This is a genomic window from Nonomuraea antimicrobica (assembly GCF_039536965.1).
In the GTDB taxonomy this organism is placed as follows: Bacteria; Actinomycetota; Actinomycetes; order Streptosporangiales; family Streptosporangiaceae; genus Nonomuraea; species Nonomuraea antimicrobica.
On the sequence record NZ_BAAAZP010000224.1, the window covers coordinates 103,571 to 115,367 of the forward strand.

At 67.8% G+C, this 11,797-nt stretch carries 12 protein-coding genes; 10 read left to right on the forward strand and 2 right to left on the reverse strand.

From position 1 onward, the window contains the following. Positions 1-91: 91 nt before the first annotated feature. From ABD844_RS47990 to ABD844_RS48010, 5 genes are all read left to right on the forward strand, one after another. Positions 92-1,750 (forward strand): recombinase family protein, encoded by a 1,659-nt coding sequence (locus ABD844_RS47990; RefSeq protein WP_344895093.1) that lies wholly within the window; start codon positions 92-94, stop codon positions 1,748-1,750. A gap of 282 nt (positions 1,751-2,032) precedes the next feature. Beyond that, positions 2,033-2,899, forward strand: a complete 867-nt coding sequence (locus tag ABD844_RS47995) for a DUF2637 domain-containing protein (RefSeq protein WP_344895096.1) — start codon at positions 2,033-2,035, stop codon at positions 2,897-2,899. Further along, positions 2,896-3,195, forward strand: coding sequence for a hypothetical protein (locus ABD844_RS48000; RefSeq protein WP_344895099.1), 300 nt, complete (start codon positions 2,896-2,898; stop codon positions 3,193-3,195). The genes ABD844_RS47995 and ABD844_RS48000 overlap by 4 nt, the downstream gene beginning before the upstream one ends. Continuing rightward, on the forward strand, positions 3,192-5,372 hold the full coding sequence (locus tag ABD844_RS48005; protein WP_344895102.1) for an FtsK/SpoIIIE domain-containing protein: 2,181 nt from the start codon (positions 3,192-3,194) through the stop codon (positions 5,370-5,372). The genes ABD844_RS48000 and ABD844_RS48005 overlap by 4 nt, the downstream gene beginning before the upstream one ends. Before the next feature lie 963 nt (positions 5,373-6,335). Further along, complete coding sequence (locus ABD844_RS48010; protein WP_344895105.1) at positions 6,336-6,887, forward strand: DUF4352 domain-containing protein; 552 nt, start codon at positions 6,336-6,338, stop codon at positions 6,885-6,887. A gap of 158 nt (positions 6,888-7,045) precedes the next feature. Here ABD844_RS48010 and ABD844_RS48015 read toward each other — a convergent pair whose 3' ends face one another. Both ABD844_RS48015 and ABD844_RS48020 read right to left on the reverse strand, forming a co-directional pair. Next, complete coding sequence (locus tag ABD844_RS48015) at positions 7,046-7,303, reverse strand: hypothetical protein (RefSeq protein WP_344895108.1); 258 nt, start codon at positions 7,301-7,303, stop codon at positions 7,046-7,048. Next, positions 7,300-7,608: a hypothetical protein gene (locus ABD844_RS48020; RefSeq protein WP_344895111.1), complete on the reverse strand. Its 309-nt coding sequence runs from the start codon at positions 7,606-7,608 to the stop codon at positions 7,300-7,302. Before ABD844_RS48020 ends, ABD844_RS48015 begins: the two co-directional genes overlap by 4 nt. A 118-nt stretch (positions 7,609-7,726) precedes the next feature. Here ABD844_RS48020 and ABD844_RS48025 point away from each other — a divergent pair, with 118 nt between their 5' ends. The 5 genes from ABD844_RS48025 to ABD844_RS48045 all read left to right on the forward strand — a co-directional run bounded on the left by ABD844_RS48025 (position 7,727) and on the right by ABD844_RS48045 (position 11,666). Further along, positions 7,727-8,089 carry an ArsR/SmtB family transcription factor gene (locus tag ABD844_RS48025; RefSeq protein WP_344895114.1) on the forward strand — a complete coding sequence of 121 codons (363 nt, stop codon included), beginning with the start codon at positions 7,727-7,729 and terminating at the stop codon, positions 8,087-8,089. A 10-nt stretch (positions 8,090-8,099) separates the two neighbouring features. Next, on the forward strand, positions 8,100-9,209 hold the full coding sequence (gene arsB / locus ABD844_RS48030; protein ID WP_344895117.1) for an ACR3 family arsenite efflux transporter: 1,110 nt from the start codon (positions 8,100-8,102) through the stop codon (positions 9,207-9,209). A 240-nt stretch (positions 9,210-9,449) separates the two neighbouring features. Beyond that, positions 9,450-9,854 carry an arsenate reductase ArsC gene (locus tag ABD844_RS48035; RefSeq protein ID WP_344895120.1) on the forward strand — a complete coding sequence of 135 codons (405 nt, stop codon included), beginning with the start codon at positions 9,450-9,452 and terminating at the stop codon, positions 9,852-9,854. A gap of 184 nt (positions 9,855-10,038) precedes the next feature. Continuing rightward, positions 10,039-10,374 (forward strand): ArsR/SmtB family transcription factor, encoded by a 336-nt coding sequence (locus ABD844_RS48040; RefSeq protein ID WP_344895123.1) that lies wholly within the window; start codon positions 10,039-10,041, stop codon positions 10,372-10,374. An 11-nt stretch (positions 10,375-10,385) separates the two neighbouring features. Continuing rightward, positions 10,386-11,666 (forward strand): GNAT family N-acetyltransferase, encoded by a 1,281-nt coding sequence (locus ABD844_RS48045; RefSeq protein WP_344895126.1) that lies wholly within the window; start codon positions 10,386-10,388, stop codon positions 11,664-11,666. Positions 11,667-11,797: the final 131 nt, after the last annotated feature.

Genomic DNA, 11,797 nt, shown 5'->3' on the forward strand with positions numbered 1-11,797 from the left:
CCCGGCAAGCGGCTGGCGTGTTGCTGCGGATCCTGCTCAAGAACGCCGCCCGCGTGAAGCAGTCGCAGACCGTGAAAGAGGAGCAGGGGACATGACGACCAGGTTCGGCTTCTATGGCCGGGTATCGACCGAGGACAACCAGGACCCGGAGGCATCGAGGGCCTGGCAGTTGCACCGGGCACGGGCGTTGATCGAGTCGCGGGGCGGGGAGATCGTCGCCGAGTTCTTCGACATCGACAAGTCCCGCTCGATTCCCTGGCAGCTCCGCCCACACGCGGCGGCACTCATCGAGGAGCTGAAGGACCCACGGCGGGGCTTCGACGCCGTGGTGATCGGGGAGCCACAGCGAGCTTTCTATGGCAACCAGTACAGCCTGACGTTCCCGTTGTTCGAGCACTTCGGCGTGCCGCTGTGGGTACCGGAGGTCGGTGGGCCGATCGATCCGGCGAACGAGGCCCACGACATGATCATGGGCGTCTTCGGCGGGTTGTCGAAGGGCGAGCGAAACCGGATCAAGATCCGGGTGCGGGCCGCGATGGCGGCGATCACCGCGACCGAAGGCAGGTTCCTGGGCGGGCGTCCGCCGTACGGGTACACGCTCCAGGACGCCGGTCCGCACCCGAACCCGAGCAAGGCCGCCGACGGGCGGAGGCTGCGGCGGTTGGTGGCCGATCCGGTCACCTCCCGTGTGGTGCGGTGGATCTACAGCGAGTTCCTCAAGGGACGCGGCTATCTGGACCTCGCCGAAGACCTGACGATGCAGGGCATCCTCTCGCCGTCGGCCAGTGATCCCGGGCGGAACAAGCACCGTGATCAGCAGGCCTGGTCGAAGTACGCCGTCCGGGTGATCCTCACCAACCCGCGCTACACCGGCCACCAGGTGTGGAACAAGCAGCGCAAGGATGAGGTCCTGCTGGACGTGGAGAACGTCGCCTTGGGGACGACGACCAAGCAGCGGTGGAACACCAAAGATCAGTGGATCTGGTCGGAGCACCCGGTCCATGACGCGCTCGTGAGCGTCGAGGTGTATCAGCGGGTCCAGGAGCTCCTTGCCAAGCGGGCGAACGGCCAGTTCAGTCACCGTCCGCACCCGACCGGGCGCCCGTACGCCTTCCGCGGGGTGCTGTTCTGCGGGTACTGCGAGCGCCGGATGCAGGGCAACTGGAACAACCAGCAGGCCTACTATCGGTGCCGCTTCCCCGCCCAGTACGCCATCGTCAACGATCTCGACCATCCCAAGGTCGTCTACCTACGGGAGGCGGAGATCCTTGACGAGGTCGACGGCTGGCTGGGAAGCGCGTTCGGGCCACACTCGCTGGAACGCACGATCGAGGCCATGGCCGAGCAGGCGATCGACCCGAACGAGGCGGCCCTGATCGACCTGCGCAAACGCCTGTCGAAGTGTGATCGCAAGCTAAGCCAGTACCGCTCCGCACTCGACGCCGGAGGCGACCCAGTCGAGATCTCCTTGTGGATCAACGAGACAAAGAGCGAACGTGCCCGCCTGGAAGGGGAGCTGAAGGCGGTCCCGACCGCGCAGCGCATCACCATCGCGGAGATCCGCTCGATGATCGAGGAGGTCGGGGATCTGGTGCGGCTGGTCGCCGGCGCGGACCCGGACGACAAGGCCGAGCTCTACACCCGCCTTGGGTTGAAGCTCACCTACTACCCAGAAAAGCAATATGTGGAGGCCCGGATCGATCCGGAACCCCCACATGTGCGATCGGTGTGTGTCCGAGGCCGGTCTTGAACCGATCGCCTATCTTTTGGGCGGTTTCGACGCTCCGTGGCTGGACGTCTCGTGCCTGGAATAGGCATCCACGAGGCCGCGCCTGAACTCAACTCGACCAGATCGAGTCTGGCTGCGCGGCACACCCCCCATACCGGGGAAGCCCAGCGACTGCCCATGCGGGATCTTCAGCAGACGATCTATGCGCCCGCGACAGCGGCAGTACGGCGGCCAGGGCTCGGTGACGGCAACACCGAACCCCGGCCTGTGACCCAGCACCCTGACCAAACCAGGAGCCAGGCCATGCGCAACCTTTCCACACAACCAAATGCCGGGGAGACGCTGTCTGCGAAGGCGGCCCCGATCAAGCGCACCCGACGCTTCTTGACCAACCTCTTCCAAGCCGATCGCGAGGACACCGCGCCGATCGCCACAACCCCCTCCAACGTCGGCACAGGTCGACTCGGAGATCGGGTCATCCTCGGCTGCGCGGTGGGCGTCCTTCTCGCGGTCGCCGGCGCGGCGGCCTACGTCTCGTACCACCACTTCTACGGCCTGGCCATCGCTCTGGGGGAGCGGCACGACATGGCCGTCCTCTATCCAGCGATGTCTGATGGCGTGATCGTCATGGCTTCGCTCGTGATGGTCTACTGCTCGCGCCGTCGGATGCGTGTGCCAGTGCTGGCGTGGGTTGCACTCGCCCTGGGAGGCGCGGTGACGCTGGCGGCGAATGTGGCGCACGGCTGGTCCGGAGGTCTCGGATCTCGCCTGGTCAGCGCCCTGGCGCCGCTGGCTTTCGGCGCTGCGTACGAACTGCTGATGTGGATTGTCCGCAACAACCGCCAACCGGTTGAGGAGATCTCGACGGACAAGCATGTGTGCCAGCCCGTCGAGACCCTCGTCGAGGTGGCGCGCGAGGTGCCGATACTGCCTGCCGACCGGTACGAGGCTGCACGGCTCAGCTACATCGACAGCCTCGGCGAGGGCAAGCAGCGCCTCGGCCGCCGTCCGTTGATGAGCCGGTGGGGGATCGAGCAGCGCGAGGCGGAAGAGATCATCGCGGAGGTGGATAGGGAGCAGGAGCGGGCCACCGAGGCGAAAGGACCTCAGAGGTCCGGCGTGGAGACTGCGGTGCCGCCGAGCGAAGCGCGTGAGGTGGACGCGGCGTGAAGGACATCCTCACCCCCGCTACGTGTGTGTGCCTGTTCCTCCTCTGCGCTCCGCGCGAGGCGACTCCGGAGGCCCGAAGCATGAAGCAGGTGTGGGCGGCCATCCAGCCGGCTGTTGGTGCCCACACGTCTTTCACCGCGGCCCACGTCACCGTAGTGCTCGTGCTGCCCATCCTCGTGGACCTGTGCCGTCTCTCCGGGTACCGGGTGGAGGCCGTACAAAGCTTCGGCGAGGTGCTCGCCGTGCATGCCGAGATCATCAGATCGTTGGTCACCCGGACAGGGGTGAGGGCGTGACCGTGACGGAGGAGATGCACAACGGCATCATCGCCGACCTCCGGGAGGAAACCTCGCCACTCGCCCACGAAACCGCCGCCACCACCGGCCTGGAGAAGTCGACGGAAGGGAGTGCGAACGAGAACGATGTTCTTGAGGGCGCGGTCGTTCTGGTTGACCAGCCGCATCGGTCTGGGCAGGTGGACCTCCTCGCCGAGTTGGCTGTGCGCAGGCAGGAGCGGTCGCCACTGGTTCCGGTGTGGCTGAGGTCGCGGGCTGATGCCTTGCATGTGGTCAAGTGGCAGGCCGAGCACGCCGGTTACGTGTTCGCCTATCACCTGCTGCGAGCACCGAAATACGCGGTCAAGCTCTTGGCCCGAACCCCGGCAGGCGCCTGGCGACTGCTCGTCGAGCTGGTCCGCTGGCTGTTGGATCTGGAAGGCCACCCGGTCCGGCGCGCGGCCGTGTCGAAGGAGCAAGCCGCCGAGTATCTCGCGCTCTCAAGGCAGCGCGACAACCGGGTCAAGGCTCGACTGTGGACCCTTCTCATCGGCGCCGTCACGTTGATAGTGGCGGGCATCCTCGTGGCGGTGGTCACGCCGACCTGGGTTCACTGGGCGATTGTGGGCATGCTCATCGGGGTGCTCGGCGCGCTCGGGTCACCCGCCGACCAGCCACTGCTGGACCGGGCCGTCGTCCCCGCCCGCGTGCGCAAACTGACCAGTGACCAGGTGCTGGACGCGCTTGGCTCGCTCGGCATCTCGGCCGTCAACCAGGCGCTCGGCAAGAAGGGCCGCGGCATCACTTTCCCGGCTCCGATCATGCGGGACGGGCCGGGCTGGAGGGCCGAGGTGGATCTCCCGCTCGGCGTGACCGTGTCCGAGGTGCTGGACAAGCGCGACAAACTCGCCTCCGGCCTGCGCCGCGCGCTCGGCTGCGTGTGGCCCGAGCCGGTGTCGGAGGAGCACCCCGGTCGGCTGGTGCTGTGGGTGGGCGATCAGGAGATGCGCAAGGCCCGGCAGCCCGCCTGGCCGCTGGCCAAGTCAGGGCAGGTCAGCCTGTTCGAGCCCGTCCCGTACGGCAACGACCAGCGCGGTCGGCCGATCTCGATCCTGCTCATGTTCGCCAACGTGCTCATCGGCTCTATGCCGCGCTATGGCAAGACGTTCGCGCTGCGGGTGCTGCTGCTGGCCTGCGCGCTGGACCCGCTGGCCGAGCTGCGGCTGTTCGAGCTGAAGGGCACCGGCGACCTGTCGGCGCTGGAGAAGGTGGCGCACCACTATGCCAAGGGCGCCACCGACTCCGCCAAGGCGGCGTGCGTCGCCTCCCTGGCCGACGTGTACGCCGAACTCGACCGGCGGGCGGAGGTCATCGACGGCCTGCCGCGCCACGAGGCACCCGAATTCAAGATCACCCCGGAGTTGGCCGCGCGGCGTGATCTCGGCCTGCACCCGGTGGTGGTCGCGATCGACGAGTGCCAGGAGTTGTTCGCCGACGACGAGTACGGCGAGGAAGCGGCCAAGTACGCCACCGCGATCATCAAGCGCGGCCCGGCCCTCGGGATCATCCTCATCCTGGCCACCCAGCGCCCGGACAAGGACAGCCTGCCCAAGGCCATCAGCGCGAACGCGGGCATCAGGATCTGCCTGAGGGTGATGGGCTGGCAGGAGAACGACATGATCCTCGGCACCGGCATGCACCAGGCCGGGGTTAAGGCCACCATGTTCACCCTCAACGACAAGGGCATCTCCTGGGCGGTCGGCATCGCCGAGGATCCGGTGATCGTCCGGTCGGCCTACCTCGACGGTCCCACCTCCGAGCTGATCGCCGATCGCGCTCACCAGCTCCGCCAGGCGGCCGGGATGCTGTCCGGCCAGGCGATCGGCCAGCAGCCGCCCCAGCGGGTCTCCTACGACCTGCTGGCCGACATCCTGGCCGTGACCACGGCCAAGGAGGAGAAGATCTGGAACAGCGCGGTCGTGGAGCGGTTGACGCAGTTCCGGCCAGACGCCTATGGCCAGTGGGCGGACCTGGAAGACGACGCCAAGACCGCCACCTTGACTGCCCGCCTGAAGGAGTACGGAGTCAAGACAGACGACACCTGGGGCCGCGACAGCGCTGGTAATGGTCGCAATCGAAAGGGCTTCAACCGCGCCGATGTCGCCGAGGCTTACGGACAGCGGAAGACCCAGCTCTAGCCTCCGTGTCACCTCGTCGGAACGCCCCTGGGAGTCCGTTCCAGGGGTGCTTCCCATGACGCCGCTGAGATGCTAGGCCACAGGTCACGGCGAGGTTTCACCGCTAGCAGTCCCGCTAGACCTAGCGGGCCAGGTGCTAGAAACCTCCTCTCTTTCCGCGTACTCGACCCAGGCCAAGGGTTCCCTGCCTAAGTGTGCGAGGTGCAGTTCATCTGCACGCACAACGCCGGACGCTCGCAGCGGGCGCCCGCTCTCACCGACCACCACGCCCAAGGCCGGGGGCGGGCCCGCATCCGGCCGCACGGCTGGAGCCTGTCGTGGAGGAGGCCTGGCCGAGATCGGGCTGGACGCCTCGGCCGAGTTCCCCAAGCCGCTCACCGACGACGTGGTCAGGGCCGCCGACGTCGTCATTACCGTGGGCTGCGGCGGCGCCTGCCCGGTCTACGTCGGCAAGCGTTACCTGGACTGGGATCTGCCCGACCTGGTTGGAAGAGCTTGGCTGAGGTGTACGCGATCCGTGAGGTGGTCGACGCCCGCATGCGTGATCTTCTGGACGAGTCCGAGTTGGGAGCTTGGGAGTTGGGCCCATTCCACTCAGCGACCGCCTTCCTGAGAGGTGTTGGGGTGTCGCCCGCCGGAGCGCTGAGCGGCCGACACGTATGAGGGGTGTCCGGATGTGGACACACGTTTCTGGCCGGACGCCGGTAAACCAGGCGCATTCTTGGAACGTCCCACAGCGTCCGTATCCGTTTCTCAGGAGCCGCCATGGGTTACCCATCCCAGCCGCAAGGGCCGTACGGCCAGCAGCCCCCATCACAGCCCTACGGCTACAGCGGCCCTCAACCGCAGCCCGGGTACGGGCAGCCGCCGACTCCTCCGCCCCCGCCGCGTCGCAGCAACACGGGCCTGATCCTCACGCTGGCGATCGGGATCCCGCTCCTGCTGCTCGGCGGGTGTGCCGCCGTGGTGCTGGTCTTCGCCCCCAGCAGCAGAGACGCGGTGGTGACTGAGGCCGACCCCGGCCGCGAAGCGGTCTTACCGTCCAGCCAGCCGTCGGCGGAACAGGCTCAGGAGCAACAGCCCGCGCAGCAGCAGCCGTCCACGGCCACAGTCGGCGGGTCGATCACCCTGGAGGGGATGGACCCGGGCCTGAAAATGACCGTGACCGTGACCCGCGTGGTTGACCCGGCCACTGGCGATCAGTTCTCCAAGCCTCAGACGGGCAAACGGCTCGTTGGCGTCGAGGTGACGCTGGCGAATGCGGGCACGGCGGTGTACAGCGACTCTCCGACGAATGGGGCGATGTTGATCGACGGGGAGGGCCAGCAGTACCGCTCCACGTACCACACGGTCCAGGAGGGGCAGGGCTTCGGCGGGTCGGCGACGATCAACACCGGGGATTCGCGCAAGGGCGTGATCGTGTTCGAAGTGCCCGAGTCGGCGAAGCTTGGGAAGCTTCAGTTCGGGCTGGACAGTGGGTTCGCTGATCAGAAGGGCGAGTGGACGCTCAGCTAACGTCCGTGCCGCTGCGCAGGCGCTCCACCTCGGCGCGCATCTCTCATTCTCGGAGCGAGCGTCCTCCAACGCTACGGCGTGGAGGTCGACCTCGTACTGTGCGTCCGCGAGGCGCTGGCGCAGCCGCTCGATGACACGGTTCGGGTCAACGGTCTTGTTCATGATCGGCTCGCCTTCATCCGTCCGGCCAGGCTCGCGGTGGCGATTGCGTCGCCCTCGCCCTTGGCCAGCAACACGACGCGGGTGGTCCAGTCCATGATGTCGCTGGCCACACCCATGTCTCCGCGCAGCCCATGCATGGTGAGGTCGTCGCCGTCGGTGTGCCTGTTCGACCTGCGCTTGACGATCACCGTGTCCGGGGTGGCGTTGTACAGGCTCGTCGCCGGGCCGGCGTCCAGCCCGGCCTGGCCGTTCACCCGCCACTCAGCACCTTTGCTGTTGCAGATGTAGGAGATCGCCTTGTACCGGGACTCGTACACGTGGCAGCCGTGTACGTGCCCGCGATGCCGCTGAACAGGGTGCCCTCGACGACGGCCATACCGCTGCCCAGGATGGCCCTGATGGCGTTCGCGAACGTCTGCGCGGTGATGGCGACCGGTGTCTCCAGGAGGTCACCCTTGCCGTCCGAGTCGGCAAGCCACAGGCTCATGCCCTGGCCGCTGACTACCTTGCGAAGGTGGTCCACCGACTTGCCAGTGAGCACTCCGACGTAGCGGGCCATGTCGAGCAGTTCGCCGCGGTACTGCGCAGGCTCGACACGGCCGGGTACTCACCCCGCAGCACCAGCACGCATAGAGGCATGTCAATATAGATGTACGTCGAATCCAAGGGGAGGGTGTATGGAGCTGCTGCAGATCCTGGAGTGCAGCCCGTCGCTGGTGCGCGAGCCGCTGGACGGCGAGCAGGCCGCGGCGGTGGCCCGGGTGTTCAAGGCGCTGGGCGATCCGGTGCGGTTGCGCATCGTGTCCATCGTGGCCAGCCATTCCGGGGGCGAGGTGTGCGTGTGCGACATCAACGACGCCTTCGATTTGTCCCAGCCGACGATCAGCCACCACCTGAAGGTGCTCAAGGACGTCGGCTTGCTCGTCTCCGAACGGCGCGCGTCCTGGGTGTACTACCGGCTGGTCCCCGAGAGGCTGGCCGAGTTGTCCGTCCTGCTCACTCCCGCCACTATCCCGGCCGCAGCAGGCGCCGGCGTCTGAGAGAACGTTCATGACCTCCACTAACCCGGCCACCCCGGCCACCTCCGCGGAGACGGCGCACGCGCGCGGTGTGATCGCCGGCCTGTCCACCTTGGATCGTCTGCTGCCGGTCTGGATCGGCGCCGCGATGGCCGCAGGGCTGCTGCTTGGCCGCCTGGTGCCCGGCTTAGGCTCGGTGCTGGATGCGGTGAAGATCGGTGAGATCTCGCTGCCGATCGCGCTCGGGCTGCTGTTGATGATGTATCCGGTGCTGGCCAAGGTTCGCTATGACCGCCTGCACTCCGTCACCGGCGACCGGCGGCTGCTTGTCTCCTCGCTCGTGTTGAACTGGGTCCTCGGGCCCGCGCTCATGTTCGCTCTCGCCTGGATCTTCCTGCCTGATCTGCCCGAGTACCGTACCGGGCTGATCATCGTCGGGCTGGCCCGGTGTATCGCCATGGTGCTCATCTGGAACGACCTGGCCTGCGGTGACCGTGAGGCCGCCGCCGTGCTGGTGGCGATCAACTCGATCTTCCAGGTGGTCGCGTTCGGCGCGCTGGGGTGGTTCTACCTGCAGGTGCTGCCTGGTTGGCTCGGGCTGTCGCAGGCGGCTCTGGACGTGTCGGTCTGGGACATCGTCCAGTATGTCCTGATCTTCCTCGGGATCCCGCTGGCCGCCGGGTATCTGTCGCGCAAGCTGGGCGAGCGCGTCAGGGGCCGTGCCTGGTACGAGACGCGTTTCCTGCCAAGGGTCGGGCCGGTCGCGTTGTACGGGCTGTTGTTCACCATCGTCGTGCTGTTCGCGCTGCAGGGCCACACCATCAGCGAGCGCCCCCTGGATGTTGCCCGCATCGCGCTGCCGCTGCTGGTCTACTTCGCCCTGATGTGGGGCGGCGCGTTCCTGGCCGGCCGCGCGATCGGCCTGCCCTACGACCGCACCACCACCCTGGCCTTCACCGCGGCCGGCAACAACTTCGAGCTGGCCATCGCGGTCGCGGTTGGCGTGTTCGGCGTCACCTCAGGCCAAGCGCTGGCGGGCGTCGTTGGTCCCCTCATCGAGGTACCCGTGCTGGTCGCCCTGGTCTACGTCTCCCTGTGGGCCCGGCGCCGCTTCTTCGGCCCCGCCGAGGCGCTGCGATGAACTGCCTTGACTGCCTCACCGGCCGACACCTGACCGTTCCCGCCGTCGGAGTGTGCGTTGACTGCGGCGCGGCGCTGTGCCTGGAGCATGCGCACATTGAGGTCGTGCATCGCACGAGGCTCGTACCGCTGGGCCGGATGGTGCAGGTGGAGCCTCCGGCACGGCTGATCACCTGCCCGGCCTGCGCCGCCGCCCGAAAGGCCGCAGGAGTGACTTCTGCCCATCAAGGGGGACTGCCGTATGACCGGTAAGCCAAGCGTGTTGTTCGTCTGCGTCCACAACGCCGGACGTTCCCAGATGGCCGCAGGCTGGCTGGCGCATCTGGCCGGCGACAAGGTCGAGGTCCGCTCGGCCGGATCGGCGCCCGCCGACCAGGTCAACCCAGCCGCCGTTGAGGCGATGCGCGAGGTCGGCATCGACATCACCGACCAGCAGCCCAAGATCCTCACCATCGACGCGGTCGAGGCCTCCGACGTGGTCATCACCATGGGTTGCGGGGATGCCTGCCCGATCTTCCCGGGCAAGCGGTACGAGGACTGGAAGCTCGACGACCCGGCGGGGCAGGGCATCGAGGCCGTCCGGCCGATCCGCGATGAGATCCGAGACCGCATCGAGAAGCTGGTGGCAGAGCTTCTGCCTGCCTGATCCCACGCCGGGCGCCCGGATGGCGGTCAGAAGGAGGGGGCGTCAGGCTCTTTGCCCTGCCGGGAGCCGCTGATGGCGACGCCCGGGACGAGTCCCGTCCGTCCCGGGCGCGCGCGGCGGGCGCCCGCGGCCAGGAAGAGAGAGGCTTCCCTTATCCCGATTCATCGACTATCGTCGATTAACGATGGAAGAGGAAAAGGGGCCCGTGCCGCGCGCCGAGGCCGAGGAGTATGCGAGCTGGTTCAAGGCGCTCGCCGACGCCACCCGCATCCAGATCGTGTCGCTGCTGGCCAGGAGCCGCAGGCCGATGACCGTGGGCGAGATCGTGGACGCCGCGAACGTGGGCCAGTCCACGGTCTCGCATCACCTGAAGATTCTGGCCGAGGTCCGGTTCGTGCTGGTGGACCGGCAGGGCACCTCCAGCCTGTACCGGATCAACGACAACTGCGTGAGCTGCTTCCCGACGGCCGCCGACGTGGTGATGGGCAAGCCGGTGCCCGCCCCGCCGACCTGCGAGTGAGGAGATCGACCATGGCGGACGAAGAGATCATCCTGCGCTACTCCGGTCTGGCCAGGGCGGCCATGAACGGCGAGCGCGTCGCCGACTGCGGCGACGACGCCTTCACACAGGGTAGGTTCGGCCCGGCAGGGTACGACGACACCTCCGGCCTGCCCGAGGCGGCCGTGCGGGCCAGCCTGGGCTGCGGCAATCCAGTCGCGGTCGCCGAGTTGCGCGCCGGGGAGAGCGTGCTCGACCTGGGCTCGGGCGGCGGCATCGACGTGCTGCTGTCGGCGCGCCGAGTAGGCCCCTACGGCCAGGTGTACGGGGTGGACGCCAGCCCTGACATGCTGCGGCTGGCCCGCCAGAACGTGGCCGCCGCCGGTGCCGCGAACGTGACGTTCCTGCACGGCACGATCGAGCGCGTACCACTGCCCGACCACGCGGTGGACGTGGTGATCTCCAACTGCGTGGTCAACCTGTCCGACGACAAGGCTACGGTGCTCGCCGAAGCCTTCCGCCTGCTGCGGCCCGGCGGCAGGTTCGGCATCAGCGACGTCGTCACCGACGCCGAACCCGGCGACGGGCTCGACAGCGCGCTCGACAGCGGCGATGGCGACACTGCTGCCCGTCGCGCGCGCCGGGCAGAGGTGGAGCAGCGCATCGGCTGTGCGGCCGGCGCTCTGTCCGTGGAGGACTACCGGCGGCTGCTGGCGAGGGCCGGGTTCGTCGGCGTCCGCATCACGCGCACCGCCGATCACGGCGAGGGCGTGCATTCGGCCATCGTCCAGGCTGCCAAGCCCGCGATCGGTCCCGGCCTGGAGATCAGGCCGATGCGCGCCGCCGACGCCGCGCAGGTCCTGTCCATCTACCAGGCCGGGCTCGACACCGGCCAGGCCAGCTTCGAGACCATGGCCCCAAGCTGGGAGGGCTTCGACGCAAGCCGCCTGCCGCACCTGCGCTACGTGGCCGCCGACACCGAAACCGGCGAGGTCGTCGGCTGGGTGGCCGCCTCGCCGGTGTCCACCCGTCCCGCCTACGCGGGAGTGGTGGAGCACAGCCTCTACGTCCACCCCGGATGCCAGGCACACGGCATCGGCCGGGCGCTGCTGACCGCGTTCGTCGCCGCCGCCGAGGACGCGGACGCCTGGACGATCCAGTCGAGCGTCTTCCCCGAGAACGCCGCCAGCCTGTCACTGCACCAGGCGCTCGGCTTCCGAGTGGTGGGCACCCGCGAGCGCATCGCCCGCCACCACGGCCTGTGGCGCGACACGGTCCTCATCGAACGCCGCAGCGACCACGCAGGGCGATAGCCCAAGTCACACACCAGCATCACATCCCGACTGCTGGCTGGGCGATCCAGAGGAACAGCCGTCTGATTTCGTCGGTCAGTAGAGACATCGTTTGTTGGTGAGTTTGGACAGCGGTTGGCGATCAACAGGCG